This is a genomic window from Planotetraspora silvatica (genome assembly GCF_016863315.1).
GTDB classification, from domain to species: Bacteria; Actinomycetota; Actinomycetes; order Streptosporangiales; family Streptosporangiaceae; genus Planotetraspora; species Planotetraspora silvatica.
The window spans coordinates 154181-173431 of record NZ_BOOQ01000021.1; the positions used below are offsets into that span (position 1 = coordinate 154181).

Here is a 19251-nt window from a genome sequence, read left to right on the forward strand (position 1 = left end):
GTCGCCGAGCCGGGTCATTCACCGTCCAGCGGCGGCTGTCCGGTGGCGAAACCGTGGATGAGCCGCCAGACCTCCGCGGCCGCCTCCTCCTGGGCGAAGTGGCCGGCGTCCGGCACCAGGGCCGTGGTCAGGTCCTCCACCCCGGCCGCGCGGAACCCGGCGGCGTACGTCGCGATGTCGCCCCCTTCACTTCCGCCACGCAGGTAGAGCACCGGGGTGTGGACGGCGGCGCTCGCGGCGGCGTTGTCCCGGGCGTCCTGGGCGAACGCGCGGTAGAGGTCGAACCCGGCGGTGAGCGAGGCGTCACTGGCGTAGGCGGCGGCATGGGCGGCGCGCGATTCCGCGGTGATCTTCGACGGGTCCACGGACAACACGTCGTAGAAGTAGGCGAAGTAGTCGGCCTGGTGTCCCCGTACCAGCGTCTCGGGCAGCGCAGGCACGTTGTGCAGGCCGAAGTGCCAGATGTGGGGGTTCCTGATGACCTCGGTCCACGGCTCCACCCCGGGAATCACGGTGTTCATGATGACGACGCGAGCGATCTGCGGATACCTCCGGAGGAAGGCGTAGGCGACCATCCCGCCGGCGTCGTGCCCGACCAGGGTGACGTCGGTGAGCCCGAGGGCCTGGATCAGCTCGTGGACCTTCTCGGCCAGGGCCCGCTTGCCGCCCCCGCCCGCCGTGGCGGTCGACTCCCCCACCCCGGGCAGGTCGATGGCGATGGCGCGGGAGTCCCGCCCGGCGAGGGCCATGACCTCCGTCCAGGTCCGCCACGATTCCGGCCAGCCGTGCAGGAACAGGTACGGCCGGCCGTGGGGGTCGCCTGCCTCGACGACGTGCAGCGTGCAGTCTCCGACGTCCACTCGGCTGTGACGCAGCTCAATAGACATGAATCATGTATACCGAAAAGACATGATTCATGTCTACCTGGTAAGGTGGCGGCCGTGATCGGAAGTGACGACCGCCGTCCCTCGTACGAGCGCGGCACCGGGTTCCTGCTGGCGCGCCTGGGATCACTGTGCGCCCGCTCCTGGACGGCCTTCCTCACCGCTCACGGCCTGACCCAGAGTCAGTACTCCGTGCTGGTGGTCCTCAAGGACCAGGGGCCCCTGGGTCAGCGACGGCTCGCGCAGCTGGTGGCCGTGGACACGCGCAACATCGTGCCGGTGCTGGATCAGATGGCCGCCAAGGGGCTGATCCGGCGGGAGGCCGACCCGATGGACGGCCGCCGCCGCACGATCACCCTCACCGCCGACGGTGACACGCTCGCCGGCACTCTCGCCGCCACGGCGTCCTCAGGACAGGACGACTTCCTCGGGATGCTGGACAACGAGGAGCGCGAGAGCCTCAACGACCTGCTTCAGCGGCTGTACAGCGCGCACGCGCGTGATCACTGATCATCGGGCCGACACGATCAGCCGCGCCCGCGGACGCGGCGGCATCCGCGATGCGGCACTAGCATCGGTCGGGATATGAGCGCAACGATCGTGGTGAAAGACCTGGCCGCCGGGCACGGGGACCGGGTCCTGTTCTCGGGGCTCGACCTCGTGGTCGCCCCAGGCGACGTCATCGGGCTTGTCGGAGTCAACGGCGCGGGCAAGTCCACGCTGCTCCGCCTGCTGGCCGGCCTCGACGAGCCGGAAGAGGGGGACATCCGGCTCTCCCCGCCCACGGCGGTCGTGGGCCACCTTCCCCAGGAGCCGGACCGCAGGCCGGGAGAGACCGTCCGGCACTTCCTCGGCCGCCGCACCGGCGTCACCCGGGCGCAACACGACCTCGACGCCGCCACCCAGGCGCTGGTCGAGGGCCTCACGGGCGCCGACGACGCTTACAGCACGAGCCTGGAGCGCTGGCTCACGCTGGGCGGCGCGGACCTCGACGAGAGGGCCGCCGAGGTGGCCGCCGACCTGGGTCTCACCATCGACCTCGACCAGCCGATGACCTCGCTGTCGGGCGGCCAGGCCGCGCGCGCGGGCCTCGCGTCCCTGCTCCTGAGCCGCTACGACGTGTTCCTGCTCGACGAGCCGACCAACGACCTCGATCTCGACGGGCTCGACCGGCTGGAGAAGTTCGTCACCGGTCTGCGCTCAAGCACCGTGCTGGTCAGCCACGACCGCGAGTTCCTGGCCAGGACGGTCACCGGCGTGCTCGAACTCGACCTCGCCCAGCAGCAGATACGACTGTACGGCGGCGGCTACCAGGCGTACCTGGAGGAACGTGAGGTCGCCCGGGCGCACGCCAGGGAGCAGTACGACGAGTACGCCGACACCCGGGCCCAGCTCGAGTCCCGGGCCCGTACCCAGCGCTCCTGGATGGAGAAGGGCGTCCGGAACGCGCGCCGCAAGATGAGCGACAACGACAAGATCGGGCGCAACGTCCGCATCGAGTCGACCGAGAAGCAGGCGGCCAAAGCCCGTCAGACGGAGAAGCTCATCGAGCGGCTCGACGTGGTCGAGGAGCCGCGCAAGGAGTGGGAACTGCGGATGGAGATCGCCGCCGCGCCCCGGGCCGGCGCGGTCGTCGCCACGCTGCGCGGCGCCGTCGTCCGGCGCGGCTCCTTCACGCTCGGGCCCGTCGACCTGGAGATCGGCTGGGCGGACCGGGTGGCGATCACGGGCGCCAACGGCTCGGGCAAGTCCACGTTGCTGGCCGCACTGCTCGGCCGGCTCCCGCTCGACGAGGGCCACGCCTCACTGGGCCCCGGCGTCGTGGTCGGCGAGGTGGACCAGGCCCGTGGGCTCTTCCTGGGAGACGAGCCGCTGCTGGACGCCTTCGCCGCGCTCGTCTCACCGATACCGCCCGCGGAGGTCCGGACCCTGCTCGCGAAGTTCGGGCTGAGGGCCGCGCATGTGACCCGCCCGGCGGCGACCCTGTCCCCCGGCGAGCGGACGCGTGCCGCGCTGGCCCTGCTGCAGGCGCGGGGCGTCAACCTGCTCGTGCTCGACGAACCGACCAACCATCTCGACCTGCCCGCGATCGAGCAGTTGGAGTCCGCCCTCGCGAACTACCCGGGCACACTGCTCCTGGTCACGCATGACCGGCGGATGCTGGCGGCCGTCCAGGTGGACCGCCGCCTGCGGGTGGAGGCCGGGCGCATCTCCGAAGTCTGAGTACGGCACGACCTGCAGAAGCACACATGACCCAATCAAAAGGGCAAATGCACCCTTTTGCGGTATTTGAGTCGTAGCGTGTCACTATGAGCGCCAAGAAGCCACTTGGCGATTTCCTGCGGGCCAGGCGCCAGGTCACGACCGTTGATCAGGTGGGACTTGCGGGCGGGGGCAGCCGCCGCATCCCGGGGTTGCGCCGCGAGGAGGTGGCCACCCTGGCCGGCGTCAGCACGGACTACTACATCCGGCTGGAGCAGGGCAGGGAGCGCCACCCCTCGGATCAGGTGCTCCAGGCCCTGGCGCGGGTCTTCGATCTCACGTCGGAAGCCACCGAACACATGTACGATCTCGCCAGCCCCCGGGCCCACCGGCGCCGGCCTCCCGGCGGGAGCGACCAGGTCAGCGCGGGCGTGATGCGGCTTCTGGACAGGTGGGACCACGCTCCGGCGTTCGTGGTGAACCACCGGCAGGACGTGCTGGCCAGGAACCATCTGGCCGACGGCCTCCATGCGTGGATGGACCACAGCGACAACCTGCTGCGGTTCACCTTCCTCAATCCCGCGTCGCACGAGTTCTATCTGGACTGGGAGGACGAGGCCCTGGCCAAGCTGGCCGATCTGCGCGCCTTCGTGGGGGCGGACCGTGACGACCCTGCCCTGTTCGAACTGGTGGAGGAGCTTTCCGAGGCGAGCGAGGACTTCCGCCGGATGTGGGCCCGCCACGACGTCCGCGCCAAGACCGACGAACTCAAACGCCTCCACCACCCCCTCGTCGGCGACCTGATCCTCTGGCACGAGACATTGGCCATCGCCAGCACTCCTGACCTGCGCATATTCGTCAGCTCGGCAGAGCCTGGCAGTCCCTCCGAACGGGCCCTCGCACACCTGGGCAGACTCGAACCCGACGCTCACGTGCCCCGGTCCGTTCGCCGTGCCGTTCCGGACGTCGCCGGGCGGAGACGCGCGCGCTCCCTCCGCGACTGATCCGGCCGGTCATCGCGCCGGTCGCACACGATGACGTTTCCATCGAGCGGCGAAGGCGATTCACCCGCACACGCCGTCGCGACCATGGCCGCTCATATTGCGCAAAGCGGGCTATTACCGTGCGACCCGGCCGATTAGCGATATCACGAATCCTTTACCGCAAATCCCCGACATTCATCTTCGCGGCAGGAAATTTCATGGCAATGATCGAGGCATTCTGGGCACGTGCAGACCTCCTTCCGTGATCAGACAGCCTTCTACCTGCCCGGACACCAAGGCCGATGCCGCCGAGAGATCTGATCGGGTATTTCCGACAACTCTCCATATTTATTTACATCGCGATAATCATCGACCCCCAATATGATCCGCATGTCGGATAACGGGAATGACGCGATCGCTAAGTAGAGTCGGAGACAATGGCGCATGTGGGTGATGCGCCTGAACTGAGTAAATACCAGGGAAAAGGACGGCTTATGATTAACGCCAGTCACCCCCGTGTCGCGTCACGAAATATCACCCGTCCCTGGATGGCAGGGCTCGCGGCACTGATCGCGATGGGGGCCGTCGTCGCTGCACCGAACGTCGCGAGTGCGGCATCACCCTTGCGGGTGGAACTCGGCGGTGCAACGAGATTCGCGGTTCTGGCCTCGTCGACGGTCACGAACACCGTCACCCCCACGGTCGTCTCCGGCGACCTCGGCGTGAGCCCGGGTACGGCCGTGACCAACTTCCCGCCCGGCATGGTGACGAACGGATCCACCTTCGTCGACGCCGCCCCCGAGGCCGTAAGTGGTCAGGCCGGCCTGACCACCGCCTACAACGACGCCGCCTCTCGGACTCCCACCATCGTGGGGACGGAGCTCGGCGGGACCATCAAGCCGCCAGGCGTGTACAGATCCGCGGCGGGTGACTTCCAGATCACCACAGGCGCGGGCCCACTGACTCTCGACGCGCGGGGGGACCCGAACGCCGTCTTTATCTTCCAGACGGCCAGCACCCTCGTCACCGCAGTCAGCAGCCAGGTGCTCCTCATCAACGGCGCCCAGGCGTGCAACGTCTTCTGGCAGGTCGGCAGCTCGGCCACTCTCGGCGTGACCTCCACGTTCGTCGGAAACATCATGGCGCAGGCCACGATCACCGCGAACACCGGCGCGACCGTGATCGGCCGCCTCCTGGCCCGCACCGGGGCCGTCAATTTGGACTCCAACACCGTCACACGGTCCGACTGCGCGATTCCGCCCAACAGGACCACCACCACCACGCTGACCTCCTCCTGCGCCGCGGGAGTGCCGGGCCGGATCTCCTTCACCGCGACGGTGAGATCCACAGCCGGGCCCATCCCGCCGGGATCGATCGCCTTCAGCTCCGACGGCGCGAGCCTGGGCACGGTCCCGCTCGACGCCAACGGGCGCGCCACCTTGAGCTACACGAACCTCAGCGAGGGAACGCACCAGATCGTCGCGGTCTACCAAGGCGTGCTCGCGCTGAACCCCAGCGCCGCATTGTCTAACCAGCGGGTCGGACCGGGCGGTGTGTGCCCGGTGGTGCGAAAAATAGTGGTGGTGAAGAAACCTCAGGCGGTCAAGCACAAGGACAGGGACGTGGCCCCGGCCATCCACCGCAAGAAGGACCACACCACCTTGATCGTCAAGGCGCCTCATGCCGTGACGGGTGTCAGTGAGGACGGATGGACCCTGCATCAGACGCCGCACTTCAACCATGTGCGACCACGGGGGTAGCGAAGCCGTGTGACCGGACGGCGCAGGTGCGACACAGCCGAGCCGCATGACCGGAAACGGTGACGTGACAGCTCGACGGCCGCGGGGCCCGTCCGATCGTTCGGACGGGCCCCGCACTCGTGTCGGTCCGACGATCCGAGGAGATGACCGGGTTGTCGCGGCCCGGTTCGGAAGCAGGACGAACGGGCGATCAGGAAGGTCGGTCGTCGCTGACCGCCGGTGCTGTTTCGCTGGAGGCCAGATGGCCGGGGAGATCGGCGGGCGGGTCGGCGGTTTCCAGCCAGCCGAGTCGGCCGGCGATCTGCCGGGCCGCATCGATGACGGCGGCCACGTAGGGTGACGGATCCCCCGCGCGCCACAGGAGCGACCACGGGTAGAGCGGCACCGGTTCGATCAGCGGCCGCCATACGGTGCCCGGCCGGCTGGACGTACGGGAGGAAGCCGGCACGCACAGGACACACCGTTGCTGGAGCACCAGATCGGCGGCTGCGCGGTTGCTCTCGACGGTTCCCTCGTAGACGGTGGGGACGAATCCGACCGAGCCGCATAGTTCCCCGACGAACTGGTTGAACTCCGGAGTCTGGGTCTCCTCGCCGAGCAGGAGCCGTTCCTCAGCCAACGCGGCGACCGGCACGCCGTCCTGGGTGGCGAAGCGGTGGGTGGCGGGGACCAGCACGCCCAGCGGATCGAGCCGGATGAGCTCGGAGGCCACGCTGGGCGAGGGCTGGGAGGCGTGGCCGATCCCGATCTCCAGACGTCCGTCCGCCAGCTGACGGTACTGCTCAGGGGCGCCGGCTTCGATCTGGTGGATCGTCAGTTCCGGATGGCGCCGCTGCACGGCTCGCAGGATCTGCGGCATGGTGTCGTAGCTCGCGTCGACGATGCCTGCCCGGAGGGTTGGCGGCGACCCGGCGGTGTTCCGGGCCGCATGGGCCGCCCGGCCGACATGGTCGAGGATCTGGCGGGCCTCGACGAGGAAGGCGGCGCCGGCCGGAGTGAGCTCGACGTGGTGGGTGCTGCGATTCAGCAGTCGCACCCCGAGTTCCCGTTCGAGACGTTGCACCTGCTGACTCAGGGCGGACTGCACGATGTGCTCGCGAAGGGCTGCCCGGCCGAAGTGCAGTTCCTCAGCCAGGGTCACGAAATACCGGAGTTGGCGTAGTTCCATGGCCGCCACCCCCTTCCCGCAGGGCGGTGCCGAGGCGGACCCTTCTCCACACCCTAGGTCCCCAAGAAGGCCGGTGGACGTCCAGGCGCATGGATCGGGGAGACAAGGCCGTCACGATCACCGCAGATGGTGATCGCCCACATCGCCGACGGCGGCCTCCGGGCGCCGGTCAGAGTCCGGCCGGTGCGCGGGCTTCCGGGGAGGCGTCGGTCCTGCGGCGGCCTTCGATGCGGTCGTGGTCGGCCCATCGGACGTCGGTGGCCCAGCCCAGCCGCTCGAAGATCCGGATCAGTCCGGCGGCCGGGTCGATCTGGTACCGGTCCAGGCCGTGCCGGGCGCAGGTGGGTTCGCTGTGGTGGCCGTTGTGCCAGCTCTCCCCGAATGAGAGCAGGGCCAGCGGCCACAGGTTGGTCGAGCGGTCGTGGCGGCGCGTGGTGAACGGCCTGCTTCCGACGACGTGGCAGAGGGAGTTGACGCTCCAGGTGACGTGCTGCAGGAGAGCGACGCGGACAAGCCCGGCCCACAGGAACGCGGTGATCCCGCCGAACAGGCTGCCGCTGATCGCCCACCCGGCCAGGAACGGCAGTCCCAGCGACACGGCGCACAGGGCGGGGAAGGCGCGTGCCACCCTCACCATCGCCGGGTCGGCGAGCAGGTCGGGTGCGTAGCGGGACGCCGGGGTCGGATCGTCGGTGAACATCCAGCCGAGATGGGCGTGCGCGAGCCCGCGGAGCTGGCCGTACAGGCTGGTGCCGTACCGGTAGGGGGAGTGCGGATCGCCGGGGCGGTCGGTGAAGGCGTGATGGCGGCGGTGGGTCGCGACCCAGTCGATCACGTTGCCCTGGAAGCTCATCGAGCCGGCGACCGCCAGGACCACCCGGAGCCACGGGCGGGCCGTGAAGGATCCGTGGGTGAGCAGCCGGTGGAACCCCACCGTCGTCCCGAGCCCGGTCACCACATAGAAGACCGCGGCCAGCAGCAGATCCGTGAGCGCGACGCCGTGCCCCCATGCCAGCCAGACCCCGAGCCCCAGCGCGACGAACGGCACCACCACGATCGTCCCGGTCAGCCACCTCTGGGCCCGGCCGGCTGGAGCGTGCTCCACGGTCCCGGGGAAAGGTGACACACCGTCATAGTCCTCCCGGCGTCTCACCGGTTGTTCAGAAACAGTCATGAGCTCTCTTTCCGTCTCGCTTCACAGGGCCCGGCCGTGCACGTAGCACCATCGCCAGGCCGTCTCCGTCTCCAGCGCGCCGACCACCGGATGGTCGGTCTCCTGGTAGTGCGCCCGGGCGTGGCCGCCCGGCGAATCATCGGAACAGGCCACCCACCCACATGTCAGGCAGACCACCAGCCGCGCCCAGGTCAGGCCGAGGATCAGACACATCGCACATTCAGGGGCGCCCTGTTCGGCCCCCGGCGGCACGCGGAGGTGCTGGCAGCGCGGCGCCCCGCCGTTTGGACCGCTGTGCGTGCTGACCTTCACGCTTTCCACATACAGGGTCATCACGACCCCCTAACGGCGACAGTGACGCAAGATGCGCCAACTGATGCATACAGTCAACGTGACCGGCCCGCCGGGTGGAAACGGGCAATCCCAGCAAAGGTCATCACCCGCCGCGATAGCGGGCCTGCCGTCGAGCGCCACCCCTTTGAATTCCTGGGCGCGACCCAATGCGATCTGCGACGACGATGAGCTTTGCTGACATCGGCCGTGTCCGTTCGCCGGTGGATGTCGTTGACTCGAGGTGCCCGGCTCCCGCCTTCAGGCGTGCACGCCGGATGTTCACGGCGGGTCGGACAGACCGCACGCTGACCGCCCAAAGGAGTGACGACCCTTTCTCGTCGTGATCTAGGAGGCGGAAATGAAAGCCGGTGGCACGACCAGCGGACCACGAGGTCCCCTCAACATCATCGGCGGCCACGCCGGCGGACCTTTCGAGGCCTCCGGGTCCCGCCTGCGCATCACCCCGCCCGTCTGTCCGCAGGGACTCTGGATCGAGGGTGATCTCGACCGCACCACCATGGCGGCCCTGACTCACGCGCTCGCCTCGCTGGCGAGTGGCGGCAGCCTCTTCGTCGACCTCGGCGGCCTGGTGTTCATCGACGTCGGCGCCCTCCGCGCCCTGGTCACGGCCGCCGCCCGGCTGGAGGGCGACGACGTTCTGACGTTGCGCTCGGTGCCGCCGCGCGTGCGGCGCCTGCTCGACCTCACCGGCTGGCACGACGCGCCCCATCTCTGTCCGGAGGAGCCGGCGTAGCCACTGCGGCGAGACTCATGAACACGTACGGCTGAACAGATCAACGGGTGATCAGGTCCTTGTGGCATCACCCGTTTCCCCGCGGAAGGCGGAGGATGGTCAGCCGTCGGCGGGGGGCCGGTTGAGCGAGCCCGCCGTTCCCGGCAGGCCGGGACGAGGCCAGGAGCGCCCCTCGTGGTCCTCGACCGCCATGTTGAACCGGGCCAGAACGCAAGCGAAGTCGGCGAGGTCCTCCGGCGTCCAGTCGGCCAGCACGACACCCAGCCCGTCGGTGGCCCAGGCACGGTCGGCGTGCAGGCGGCGCAGGCCCTCGGCCGTGATGCGCACCTTGCGCGCCATCCCGCCGTCCGGGTCGGGGATCCGCTCGGCCACGCCGGAGCGCAGCAGCGCCGCGGTCTGGCGGTTGACCGTCGACGTGTCCAGCCCGAACGCCTCCGCGAGCTGGCCGATCGACATCGGCCCCTCGATCTCGATCCGGCTGAGCAGGAGGTAGGCGCTGCGTTCTAAACGACCTTTCGTCCCGAACGCGCCCATGGCGACACTGCGGCCGATCAGCCTCAGCTCACGCTCGATTTCCGTGATCTCTCTCTCCATGCCCGCACCTCCTCGTGCCTCGACTGGACCCCACCCCCCGATTATGCATGCTGCACAGCATATGTATGATGCATATCGCCTGGTCCGGGGATCCTGGCCGGGCTTTGTCAACGTCGAGCGGAGACGTCATGAGCACCACCGCCCCCGTATCGCGCACCGGCGCGATCGTGAGCGTGCTGGCCGCCGCCGGAATCACGGTGTCGGTCATGCAGACCCTGGTCGTCCCCCTCATCCCAGAGCTGCCTCAGCTTCTGCACACCTCGGCGGCCAACGCCACGTGGGCGATCACCGCCACGCTGCTCGGAGGAGCGGTCGCCACGCCGGTCGTCGGCCGGCTCGGCGACCTGTACGGCAAGCGGCGCCTGCTGCTGATCAGCACCGCCCTGCTGGTCATCGGCTCGCTGGTGTGCGCGCCCGCGAACTCGCTCGCCCCGATGGTAATCGGCCGGACGCTGCAGGGCTTCGGGATGGGCGTCATCCCCCTCGGGATCAGCATCATGCGCGACGTCCTGCCCGCTGAACGGCTGGGCTCGGCCATGGCGATCATGAGCTCCTCGCTCGGAGTCGGCGGCGCCCTCGGCCTGCCGGCGTCGGCCGCCGTCGCGCAGAACGCCGACTGGCACGTGCTCTTCTGGGGCTCGGGCGCCCTCGGGCTCATCGCGGGCGTGCTGGTCCTCTTCTTCATCCCCGAGTCCTCCGTACGGGCGGGCGGGCGCTTCGACTTCGTCGGCGCGATCGGCCTGTCCGCGGGACTGCTCTGCCTGCTGCTGCCGATCTCCAAGGGCGGCGACTGGGGCTGGGGCAGCGGCACCACGCTCGGCTTGTTCGCCGCCGCGGCCGTGATCCTCCTCCTGTGGGGCGCGTGGGAACTGCGCCACACGGCCCCGCTGGTCGACCTGCGCACCAGCTCACGCCGCCCGATCCTCATGACGAACCTCGCGTCCATCGTGGTCGGTTTCGCGATGTACGCGATGTCCCTGGTCGCTCCGCAGTTGCTGCAGCTTCCCGAGGCCACCGGCTACGGCCTGGGCCAGACCATGCTCGAGGCCGGACTGTGGATGGCCCCCGCAGGTCTGGTCATGATGGCCGTCTCACCGCTCGCCGCCAGAATCTCCGCCGCGCGCGGGCCCAAGATCTCCCTGCTCATCGGCGCGCTCGTGATCGCCGGCGGGTACGGCGTGGCGCTCACGCTCATGGGCAGCGCGTGGGGCGTGCTGGTCTTCGCCGCGGTGATCAGCGGGGGTGTCGGCTTCGCCTACGCGGCCATGCCGGCCCTGATCATGAGTGCCGCCCCCGCCTCCGAGAGCGCCGCGGCCAACGGGCTGAACAGCCTGATGCGTTCGATCGGCACCTCGACCGCCAGCGCCGTCATGGGCGTGGTCCTGGCCCACATGACCGTCAAGCTGGGTCCGGTCAGCGTGCCCTCCGAGGCCGGGTTCCGCGCCGACTTCATGATCGCCGCGGGCGTCGCCCTGCTCGCCGCCCTCGTCGTCCTTGCCATCCCCGGCCGTGCGGGAGGCGCGCTCGCCCGGCGCACCGCCCGGCAGGGCGCCCAGGACGCCGTCGTGGAAGGGTCCGCCCTCCGGTAGAGAAACGCGACGTGGACGGCGCCGGACCAGGCGGCCCCGTGGTGGGGCGGCGGCCGGCGCCGTTTCGGCGCTTCACGCCATCGCGGGTGTGGGGCGCGGGAACAAGGCGAGGAACCGCTCGGCGACCCGCCGGTCGCCGAGGAGATCGAGGTCTCCCGCCCGCAGTGCGTCATCGAGGTCACGGCCGCCGAACACCAGGGCTCGCAGTGTGGCCGGGCCGGTCATTCGCAGAACGGCCGTGCCCGGCACGGCATTCGGCCCGTCCCCGTTCCCGCCCGTATCCGGTCCGGTCCGGCCGAGGGCGACGCGGCTGAGGTCGACCCTGCCGTCGGCGACCCCGGCGTGGAAGCGGTCGTCGCCCAGCCACAACTCGACCTGGGCCCTGAACTCACCGGCCGCCTCGCCGTCGAAGGCCGTGCGCATCGCGATGATGAGCGCGTCGGTGCTCAGCTCCCCGTCCGTCGTCATCGGCGCGCGGCTCCCCCAGCGGCCCAGATGGAACAGGACCGGCTCCAGCTCACGGCCCCAGGCCGTCAGCTCGTACGCCCAGGAGACGGCGGGAGGCCCGAGCCTGCGCCGCCGTACGACCCCGGCCTCCTCCAGTTCACGCAACCGGTGAGTCAGGACGTTCTGGCTCAAGGCGGGCAGACCGCGGTGCAGACCGGAGAACCGTTTGGGGCCCAGCAGGAGCTCACGGACGACCAGGAGGGCCCACCGTTCACCGACCAGGTCCAGTCCGCGCGCGATGCCGCACGGGTCGTCATAAGTGCGCTTGCCCGTCATGGCAGGAGTGTAGCCAAAGCGCTTGCATATCAGGAGCATCCACTCCTAGGTTAGGAGCAGATCCTGAAGTCCAGACTCCTTCCCGACGTCCGGTCCGGCACGAAAGAGGCCCTCAGCACGTGACGACCTATGTCCTGATCCCCGGCGCCGCGTCCACCCCCTGGTACTGGCATCGGGTCACCCCTCTGCTGCGCGAACGAGGCCACGACGTCGTGGCGGTCGACCTGCCGTCCGACGACGACCGCGCCGGACTGGCCGAGTACGCCGACGCCGTGGTGGACGCCGTCGGGGGCCGCACCGGCCTGGTGCTGGTGGCCCAGTCGATGGGGGGATTCACCGCGCCGATGGTCTGCGACCGGATTCCCGTCGACCTGCTGGTCCTGGTGGCCGCGATGGTCCCGCGGCCGGGTGAGAGCCCGGGTGACTGGTGGACCGCGACGGGTCAGGAGCAGGCCCGCCGCGAGAACGAGGAACTCGAAGGCCGTGACCCGGACGCGCCGTTCGATCCGGTCACGGCCTTCCTCCACGACGTTCCCCCTGAGGTCGCGGCCGAGTCGGCCCATCACGTGCGGGAACAGTCGGGCACACCGTTCGAGAAGCCATGGCCGCTTCCTGCCTGGCCGGACGTGCCGACGCGGTTCCTGCTCTGCCGGGACGACCGGCTCTTCCCCGCGGCCTTCCAACGGCGCGTCGTCAGGGAACGGCTCGGTTTCGTCCCCGACGAGATGGGAGGTGGTCACCTGCCCGCGCTCGCGCGTCCCGGCGAACTCGTCGATCGGCTGGAGGCCTACCGGATCTCGATCAGCGACTCATAGGGCCGCCAGGACGTTCACGACGGCGTGCGCCGCGGACCCGAGCCACCCTTCGAAGGAGACCGCGATCGTCGCGGCGACGCAGAAGGACAGGATGATGCCGCGGACGCCGCCCAACGGGTTGGCCGGCGGCTCCTGAGGCTCGACTCCCCACCACAACGATCGCGGTTCGAGGAGCAGGTACAGGACGGCGCCGATCTGGCCAAAGGTGAACAGCCAGAACCAGGCCCACCGATTGCCCACGCGATGCACCTTCGTACGGAGCATCATGACGAACGAGATGATCCAGGCGAGCATCACCAGCCAGCCGAAGGAATCCGGGACGCGGAGCGTCCACATGGCGGCGAGCCATCGGGGGTGGGTCAGGCTTTTCGCCCCCACCACGTACGGATACGTCCCCCCGGGCCGGACGAGGTTGGTCAGGCCGTGCTTCAGGTTGGGATCCACCGAGTGATACCAGGTGAACGGACTGGTGGACCAGCGGAGATCGACATCATGATCGACATGGCGATAGATCACGGCGGACACCTGTCCGGCGTACAGCTTCGCGTGGAACTCCGCGGCGGAACGTTCCTGAGGGAGGGCGGCGAAGAAGGCGAGCAGCGTGCCCCACAGGAGCACGACGAGCAGGACGACCCGGACGAACACCGCGGTGAGCCGGTCCACCTGCCGCGTCACCGGCAGTTCTTGGTACAGCCGCACTCGCATCCCCCGTCGTACTTTTCAGTCAATCAGGGGAATTCTCCGGTCAAAGGTGACGCGGCGCCAGATGAACCGCGCATCGTGTTTCGGCCGCCTCGGCGCAGGCCTGCCGTACTCCTGTTCTCCCGGGATGCGGAACCGTGAACTCCTGCCATGATGGGCCGACGCTGAACGAATGGAGTGACCTCGTGAGCGACACGTTGCCCGGCGTCCCAGGCGTCCCAGGCGGCAAGCGGGCCGTGGCACGCTCGGCCGCCGGTTACGAGATCGAGCACCAACTGGTCGCGGGCGGAGCGACCCTCATCGCCGGCGTGGACGAGGTCGGCCGCGGCGCCTGGGCCGGGCCGTTGGTGGTCTGCGCGGCCGTCACCGATCTGAGCCCGGCGCCGGAGTTGCCCGGCAGGGGCACCCGGACGGTGCGGCTCAACGACTCCAAGCTGCTGTCCCCCGCGCATCGCGAGGCGTTCGCCGAGGTCCTGCCGGGCTGGCTCGCCGGTCACGCGATCGGCGAGTCGAGCCCGGCGGAGATCGACGAGGTGGGCATGACCGAGGCGCTGCGGCGCGCGACCCTCAGGGCGCTCGACGCGCTGCCGCGGCGTCCGGACATGGTGATCCTCGACGGCAAGCACGATTTCCTGGGCAGGCCGTGGCGCGTGCGGTGCGAGATCAAGGCCGATCAGCGCTCGGTCAGCGTCGCCGCCGCGTCGGTGCTGGCCAAGGTGCATCGTGATCGCCTGATGGCGGCGCTGGCCGCCGACCATCCCGCGTACGGCTTCGCCGACAGCGCGGGCTACCCCTCCCCCGCGCATCAGGAGGCCCTGGCGGCCGCCGGGCCGACTCCGCACCACCGGCTCTCCTGGTCCTACCTCGACGACCTCCCCCAGTGGCGGCACCTCAGGAAGCATCGTGATCCGCTGGCCGGCTCCGGCCAGATGACGCTGCTCTGATCCCGCGCCCCTACTCGGCGAGGAAGGCGAGCAAGGCCTCGTTGACCTGCTCCGGATGCGTCCAGGCGATGTTGTGCGGGCCGCCCTCGACCTTCACGAACCGCAGATCCTTGATCAGCCCGGGCAGCCGGGCGGCGGTCGCCTCGAAGGGCAGGATGCGGTCGGCGTCGCCATGTACGACCAGCGTCGGGACGTCGAACTTTGGCAGGTCCTCGCGGAAGTCGGTCAGCCACGCCCCGACACACGCGTAGGTGGCGTGGGCCGACGCGTCGGCGGCCACGTTGAAACTCGCCTGCCAGGCCTGGTCGCTGATGCGAGTGCCCGCCAGGACGTCGGTGTTGTAGAAGTTGTCCAGGAAGTCCTTGAGGTAGGCGAACCGGTCCGCGACGATCGCCTTCTGGATCCCCTCGAAGACCGCTCCGTCGACGCCCTCAGGATTGTCGTCACGTTTGAGCAGGAAAGGCGGGATCGCCCCCAGCAGCGCGGCCTTCTTCACGCGTGCCGTGCCGTACGTGCCGATGTAACGGGTGACCTCGCCCGTCCCCATCGAGAAGCCCACCAGCACCACGCTGTCGAGACCGAGTTCGTCGAGCAAGGTGCCCAGGTCGGCGGCGAAGGTGTCGTAGTCGTATCCGATGGTCGGATGGCTGGACCGCCCGAAGCCGCGGCGATCATAGGTGATCACCCGGTGACCGGCGGCGAGCAGGACCCTCTGCTGCTTCTCCCAGGAGTGCCCGCTGAGCGGGTATCCGTGGATCAGCACCACCGGTTCGCCCGTGCCGTTGTCCTCGTAGTAGATCTCGATGTCGGAGCCGTTCTCCTGACCGACGGCGACTCTGGGCATGGCGTTTCCCCCCGAATCTCATGACCACATCGCAGGTTGGGCCGGTGAGACCACGTGGTCCTCCCAACCCAGGATGCCCTCCCACCGGCCGGGTCCGCCGGGCGCCCCGCGTGGCCCGCCCTTGTCGGCCCACGATCGGATCCGGGGATCGCGTGCCGGCGACAGCGGGCCTGCGTCAGAGGCTCGGGCTCCAGCGCGCCGGGCTACGGTGACCCGAGTTTCAGCGGGCGGGGGTTTCAGCGAGCGGTGCCGAGCCTCGCAAGCAGAGCGGTGAGGGCCGAGCCGAGCGGAGCGTCCAGAGCCACGAGGGCGTGGTCGTCCCCTCGGGTCGCGCCCTTGTTGATGATCGCGACAGGTATGGCGCGCTCGCCGGCGTGGCGGACGAACCGGAAGCCGGACATCACGGTCAGCGATGATCCCAGAACCAGCAACGTCCTGGCGTCCCCGGTCAGCGCGTAACACTCGTCGACGCGAGGGCGCGGCACGTTCTCGCCGAAGAACACGACGTCGGGCTTGAGCAGGCCGCCGCAGCTGTGGCAGTCGACGATCTCGAAGCCGTCGATCTGGTCATCGGCGATCACGGCGTCACCGTCGGGATTGATCACACTCACCTGGGCTCGCCAGCCGGGGTTGATCTCACGCAGGCGCTGGTCGAGCAGCCCGCGGGCGGTCCGCTGACCGCAGGAAAGGCACATCACCCGGTCGATGGCGCCGTGCAGTTCGATCACCTGCTGGGCACCCGCGGCCTGGTGCAGGCCGTCGACGTTCTGGGTGATGATCCCGGCGACCAGGCCACGGGCCTGCAACTCCGCGACCGCGTGATGACCGGCGTTGGGCGCGGCGCGGGCGATGTGGCCCCAGCCCAGATGGCTCCGGGCCCAGTAGCGGCGGCGGGCTTCCGCGCTGCCGATGAACGTCTGGTACGTCATCGGATCGGCCTGCCGCTTTCTGCCGGTCTCCCCTCGGTAGTCCGGGATGCCGGACTCCGTCGACAGGCCGGCTCCGCTGAGGATCACCACCTTGCCGTCGGCGACGAGGTCGACCAGCGTCCTGAAGTCGGGGCCATCGAACACGTCCGCTTGATCGGTGTGGTCCATGCCACGCGTGCGGTCCGTACGGTCCGTACCGTCGATGCCACGCGTGCGGTCCGCTTGATCGATGCCGTCCGCGAACGCATCGGACATAACGCCACGAGGCTCATCTATCGCCCGAGTCACTCCTCCATGGTGCCCGACATCCGCCCCTGCCCGGGACAACGGCCCCGGCCGCCGAGAGGACGGTCAGGCCGCCGGGAATCGATGATCGCCGACGGTCGTTACCTCGCCATGAGCGTGATTCCCGATGACCTGGTTGACCTGCTCGAGCGCCCGATTTTCGGCAACCTCGGCACGATCCGGCCCGACGACACCGTGCAGGTGAACCCGATGTGGTTCGAGTTCGACGGTGATCAGATCCGGTTCACCCACACCACCTACCGCGCCAAGTACCGCAATCTCCAGCACAACCCGTCGATGAGCCTGCTGATCATCGATCCGGAGGACCCGCTGCGCTTTCTGGAGGTCCGAGGCAGCCTGGTCGACGTCGTACCGGATCCCGAGGGGGCGTTCTACGTGCGCCTCGGCCGGCGCTACGGGGATCCGGACACGCCGCCGCCGTCGGACAGCAAGGACCGCGTCATCCTCGTGATGGACGTGCAGAAGACCGCGAGGAAGTAGGCGACCCGACGGTTCCGGATCGTCTCACCAGCCGGTGGTGAGACGATCCGGAACCCCCGCGTGATCATGCACACCCTCGGCGACAGTACCCCCGACCTGCCCATTCACTGTTCGTGATCATGCACAGGTTCGGAGATGTGCCACTTGAGCTGTACAAACACCTGACGTGATCATGCGCGGATTCGGAGATGTGCCACTTGAGCTGTACAAACACCTGACGTGATCATGCACATATGCACGCTGCGGCCTTGACATTCAGTTGCATGATCACAACATGTGTACGGCCAGGCCGGCGATGCCAAGGACGAAAGTGCACATGATCACGATCCGCATCGGCCCAGCTCAAGGGGGGTCTACACGAGAGTGTGCATGATCACGCCGCGGGTCCGGCCAGCTCAGGGATGGTTTTCACGAAGGTGTGCATGATCACGAGCGGAAGGGGGGCAGGTCAGGGCGTACATCGCCGAACCTGTGCATGATCACGCGGAGGGGTGGGTGGCGATGCCGCCTACGGCGCCGGCTTCGCCTTGCTTGACGATCGGGACATCCCGCGGACGCCAATCCTGCAGGGCGACGACCCCGGGGGCGACCAGGTCGAGGCCCTCGAAGAAGGCCGCCACCTGCGCCGGAGTCCGGGACGCGGCGCCCGGTGCCGACGTGCGGCTGAACACCTGCCGCCCCTCACGCTCCTGATCCTCACTCAGCGCTCCGATGGATCCGTGCGAGATGACGAGGTAGCCGCCAGGCCCCAGGGCGGCCCTGAACGTCGCCGCGATGTCCGCCGCTTCGTCGTCGTCCGGGACGAAGTGCAGCACGCCCAGCAGCAGGATCGCCATGGGCTGGGAGAAATCGAGGTGACCGCGGACGTCCGGGTGATCGAGGAGCGCCTGCGGCTCCCTCATGTCGGTGTCCACGGCGATCACGTGAGCGTTCTCGGAGAGCAGTGCCCTGGCGTGGGTGAGCACGATGGGGTCGTTGTCGACATAGACGACACGCGAATCCGGCATCAGTTCCTGGGCGACCTGGTGGACGTTTCGCTGCGTCGGCAGCCCGGCTCCGACGTCCAGGAACTGCCGGATCCCCTGCCCACTGAGGTAGGTCACGGCGCGGACCAGGAACTCGCGATTCTCCCTGGCGATGTCCCGGACATTGGGCAGGATCTCGATGATCTTCTCGGCCGCCTCGCGGTCGGCCGCGAAGTTGTCCTTGCCGCCCAGGTAGTAGTCGTACATCCGCGCGACGCTCGGTGTGAACGGATCAACCCCGGATGGTGCTCTGAAGTCGTTCACGCCACTCCTCACGTTGATCCCGGTCAGAGAAGATCGTAAGTCATTCGCCTCCCTTTGTGGATCTTTATCGTCATTCCACATCCGCCAGAGCCTCAATCGTTTGCACGAACAGAGGCCTCCGACCCTCGCCACATCGGTCCGGAGAGCGTTTTCTGCCATTGTCGCCCGACGGGAAGCCCCGCCCTCGGTGCATTCGAGGCCGATCGGCGAACGACCAGAGACCCTGAGCAGGGCACTGGTCGCCAATCCCGCGGTGATCAGAATGTTTCCGACAGTTCATCTTGACGATGCGGCAAACGTCCATGAAGCTGCTAGCTGGGAGAGCGCTCTCTTATCCAGTGTCGGTCGCCGCGCGCCTCAAGCCCCGGCGCGTGCCGACCGTGCGTACACCGCCATGTCAGGAACTGTCATGCCACTGATGCCCGCTCCGTCCCGTTCCCCGGCACTTCGCGGACGACCGCTGATGGCGGCTCTGGCCGCTCTCGTCGCCGCGCTGCTGGCCGGCTACACCGTCGTCACGGCACCCGCCCAGGCGGCCAGCACCCTCCTGTCGCAGGGAAGGCCGGTCACCGCCTCCTCCGTCGAGAATCCCGGCGCGCCCGCGTCGGCGGCCGTCGACGGCGACCTCGGCACACGCTGGTCCAGCGCCTTCGCCGATCCGCAGTGGATCCAGGTCGACCTCGGTGCCACGGCGACCATCGACCAGGTGGTCCTCAAT

At 68.8% G+C, this 19251-nt stretch carries 20 protein-coding genes; 10 read left to right on the forward strand and 10 right to left on the reverse strand.

The window, feature by feature from the left end; translation table 11 throughout:
- Window positions 1-14: 14 nt before the first annotated feature.
- Window positions 15-887, reverse strand: a complete 873-nt coding sequence (locus Psi02_RS16540; protein ID WP_203975029.1) for an alpha/beta fold hydrolase — start codon at window positions 885-887, stop codon at window positions 15-17.
- Between the two features lie 54 nt (window positions 888-941).
- Here Psi02_RS16540 and Psi02_RS16545 point away from each other — a divergent pair, with 54 nt between their 5' ends.
- The 4 genes from Psi02_RS16545 to Psi02_RS16560 all read left to right on the forward strand — a co-directional run bounded on the left by Psi02_RS16545 (window position 942) and on the right by Psi02_RS16560 (window position 5829).
- Window positions 942-1394 (forward strand): MarR family winged helix-turn-helix transcriptional regulator, encoded by a 453-nt coding sequence (locus Psi02_RS16545; protein WP_203975030.1) that lies wholly within the window; start codon window positions 942-944, stop codon window positions 1392-1394.
- Window positions 1395-1469: 75 nt separating this feature from the next.
- Window positions 1470-3107: an ABC-F family ATP-binding cassette domain-containing protein gene (locus tag Psi02_RS16550; protein WP_203975031.1), complete on the forward strand. Its 1638-nt coding sequence runs from the start codon at window positions 1470-1472 to the stop codon at window positions 3105-3107.
- Window positions 3108-3193: 86 nt separating this feature from the next.
- Window positions 3194-4090 carry a helix-turn-helix domain-containing protein gene (locus Psi02_RS16555; RefSeq protein ID WP_203975032.1) on the forward strand — a complete coding sequence of 299 codons (897 nt, stop codon included), beginning with the start codon at window positions 3194-3196 and terminating at the stop codon, window positions 4088-4090.
- A gap of 527 nt (window positions 4091-4617) precedes the next feature.
- Window positions 4618-5829, forward strand: coding sequence for an ice-binding family protein (locus Psi02_RS16560; protein ID WP_203975033.1), 1212 nt, complete (start codon window positions 4618-4620; stop codon window positions 5827-5829).
- A gap of 190 nt (window positions 5830-6019) precedes the next feature.
- On the opposite strand, the gene Psi02_RS16565 is transcribed toward Psi02_RS16560, so the two are convergent.
- The 3 genes from Psi02_RS16565 to Psi02_RS40095 form a co-directional block, all read right to left on the reverse strand.
- Window positions 6020-6997: a LysR family transcriptional regulator gene (locus Psi02_RS16565; RefSeq protein WP_203975034.1), complete on the reverse strand. Its 978-nt coding sequence runs from the start codon at window positions 6995-6997 to the stop codon at window positions 6020-6022.
- 169 nt (window positions 6998-7166) lie between these two features.
- Window positions 7167-8123, reverse strand: a complete 957-nt coding sequence (locus Psi02_RS16570) for an acyl-CoA desaturase (protein ID WP_239094937.1) — start codon at window positions 8121-8123, stop codon at window positions 7167-7169.
- 69 nt (window positions 8124-8192) lie between these two features.
- Entirely contained in the window at window positions 8193-8504 is a 312-nt protein-coding gene (locus Psi02_RS40095) for a UBP-type zinc finger domain-containing protein (protein WP_239094938.1), read from the reverse strand.
- A 358-nt stretch (window positions 8505-8862) separates the two neighbouring features.
- Here Psi02_RS40095 and Psi02_RS16580 point away from each other — a divergent pair, with 358 nt between their 5' ends.
- Window positions 8863-9258: an STAS domain-containing protein gene (locus Psi02_RS16580; RefSeq protein ID WP_203975037.1), complete on the forward strand. Its 396-nt coding sequence runs from the start codon at window positions 8863-8865 to the stop codon at window positions 9256-9258.
- Window positions 9259-9357: 99 nt separating this feature from the next.
- Here Psi02_RS16580 and Psi02_RS16585 read toward each other — a convergent pair whose 3' ends face one another.
- The gene (locus tag Psi02_RS16585; RefSeq protein ID WP_203975038.1) at window positions 9358-9852 is read right to left on the reverse strand and encodes a MarR family winged helix-turn-helix transcriptional regulator; all 495 of its coding nucleotides are present in this window, start codon (window positions 9850-9852) and stop codon (window positions 9358-9360) included.
- 128 nt (window positions 9853-9980) lie between these two features.
- On the opposite strand from Psi02_RS16585, the gene Psi02_RS16590 reads away from it, so the two are divergent.
- Window positions 9981-11441, forward strand: a complete 1461-nt coding sequence (locus tag Psi02_RS16590; protein WP_203975039.1) for an MFS transporter — start codon at window positions 9981-9983, stop codon at window positions 11439-11441.
- 72 nt (window positions 11442-11513) lie between these two features.
- Here Psi02_RS16590 and Psi02_RS16595 read toward each other — a convergent pair whose 3' ends face one another.
- Window positions 11514-12224, reverse strand: coding sequence for a winged helix-turn-helix transcriptional regulator (locus Psi02_RS16595; RefSeq protein WP_203975040.1), 711 nt, complete (start codon window positions 12222-12224; stop codon window positions 11514-11516).
- Between the two features lie 119 nt (window positions 12225-12343).
- Here Psi02_RS16595 and Psi02_RS16600 point away from each other — a divergent pair, with 119 nt between their 5' ends.
- Window positions 12344-13039 (forward strand): alpha/beta fold hydrolase, encoded by a 696-nt coding sequence (locus Psi02_RS16600; protein ID WP_203975041.1) that lies wholly within the window; start codon window positions 12344-12346, stop codon window positions 13037-13039.
- Here Psi02_RS16600 and Psi02_RS16605 read toward each other — a convergent pair.
- The gene (locus tag Psi02_RS16605) at window positions 13034-13738 is read right to left on the reverse strand and encodes a hypothetical protein (RefSeq protein ID WP_203975042.1); all 705 of its coding nucleotides are present in this window, start codon (window positions 13736-13738) and stop codon (window positions 13034-13036) included. The two genes, Psi02_RS16600 and Psi02_RS16605, sit on opposite strands and share 6 nt — an antisense overlap.
- 239 nt (window positions 13739-13977) lie before the next feature.
- Between Psi02_RS16605 and rnhB the strand changes: the two genes are divergently transcribed.
- Entirely contained in the window at window positions 13978-14685 is a 708-nt protein-coding gene (gene rnhB / locus Psi02_RS16610) for a ribonuclease HII (protein ID WP_203975065.1), read from the forward strand.
- A gap of 10 nt (window positions 14686-14695) precedes the next feature.
- On the opposite strand, the gene Psi02_RS16615 is transcribed toward rnhB, so the two are convergent.
- Together Psi02_RS16615 and Psi02_RS16620 are read right to left on the reverse strand one after the other, a co-directional pair.
- Window positions 14696-15529, reverse strand: coding sequence for an alpha/beta fold hydrolase (locus Psi02_RS16615; protein ID WP_203975043.1), 834 nt, complete (start codon window positions 15527-15529; stop codon window positions 14696-14698).
- A gap of 236 nt (window positions 15530-15765) precedes the next feature.
- Window positions 15766-16713, reverse strand: a complete 948-nt coding sequence (locus Psi02_RS16620; protein ID WP_308442244.1) for an NAD-dependent protein deacetylase — start codon at window positions 16711-16713, stop codon at window positions 15766-15768.
- Between the two features lie 114 nt (window positions 16714-16827).
- On the opposite strand from Psi02_RS16620, the gene Psi02_RS16625 reads away from it, so the two are divergent.
- On the forward strand, window positions 16828-17244 hold the full coding sequence (locus Psi02_RS16625; protein WP_203975045.1) for a PPOX class F420-dependent oxidoreductase: 417 nt from the start codon (window positions 16828-16830) through the stop codon (window positions 17242-17244).
- A gap of 479 nt (window positions 17245-17723) precedes the next feature.
- On the opposite strand, the gene Psi02_RS16630 is transcribed toward Psi02_RS16625, so the two are convergent.
- Entirely contained in the window at window positions 17724-18533 is an 810-nt protein-coding gene (locus tag Psi02_RS16630; protein ID WP_239094939.1) for an SAM-dependent methyltransferase, read from the reverse strand.
- A gap of 409 nt (window positions 18534-18942) precedes the next feature.
- Between Psi02_RS16630 and Psi02_RS16635 the strand changes: the two genes are divergently transcribed.
- Window positions 18943-19251: discoidin domain-containing protein (locus Psi02_RS16635; RefSeq protein WP_239094940.1), on the forward strand; the 309-nt coding region annotated here is incomplete at its 3' end.

Coding starts and splice junctions, on each gene's coding strand:
- Psi02_RS16540 (WP_203975029.1), bottom strand. CDS start 887: ATGTCTATTGAGCTGCGTCACAGCCGAGTGGACGTCGGAGACTGCACG.
- Psi02_RS16550 (WP_203975031.1), top strand. CDS start 1,470: ATGAGCGCAACGATCGTGGTGAAAGACCTGGCCGCCGGGCACGGGGAC.
- Psi02_RS16555 (WP_203975032.1), top strand. CDS start 3,194: ATGAGCGCCAAGAAGCCACTTGGCGATTTCCTGCGGGCCAGGCGCCAG.
- Psi02_RS16560 (WP_203975033.1), top strand. CDS start 4,618: ATGGCAGGGCTCGCGGCACTGATCGCGATGGGGGCCGTCGTCGCTGCA.
- Psi02_RS16565 (WP_203975034.1), bottom strand. CDS start 6,997: ATGGAACTACGCCAACTCCGGTATTTCGTGACCCTGGCTGAGGAACTG.
- Psi02_RS40095 (WP_239094938.1), bottom strand. CDS start 8,504: ATGACCCTGTATGTGGAAAGCGTGAAGGTCAGCACGCACAGCGGTCCA.
- Psi02_RS16580 (WP_203975037.1), top strand. CDS start 8,863: ATGAAAGCCGGTGGCACGACCAGCGGACCACGAGGTCCCCTCAACATC.
- Psi02_RS16585 (WP_203975038.1), bottom strand. CDS start 9,852: ATGGAGAGAGAGATCACGGAAATCGAGCGTGAGCTGAGGCTGATCGGC.
- Psi02_RS16590 (WP_203975039.1), top strand. CDS start 9,981: ATGAGCACCACCGCCCCCGTATCGCGCACCGGCGCGATCGTGAGCGTG.
- Psi02_RS16595 (WP_203975040.1), bottom strand. CDS start 12,224: ATGACGGGCAAGCGCACTTATGACGACCCGTGCGGCATCGCGCGCGGA.
- Psi02_RS16615 (WP_203975043.1), bottom strand. CDS start 15,529: ATGCCCAGAGTCGCCGTCGGTCAGGAGAACGGCTCCGACATCGAGATC.
- Psi02_RS16620 (WP_308442244.1), bottom strand. CDS start 16,713: ATGTCCGATGCGTTCGCGGACGGCATCGATCAAGCGGACCGCACGCGT.
- Psi02_RS16625 (WP_203975045.1), top strand. CDS start 16,828: ATGATCGCCGACGGTCGTTACCTCGCCATGAGCGTGATTCCCGATGAC.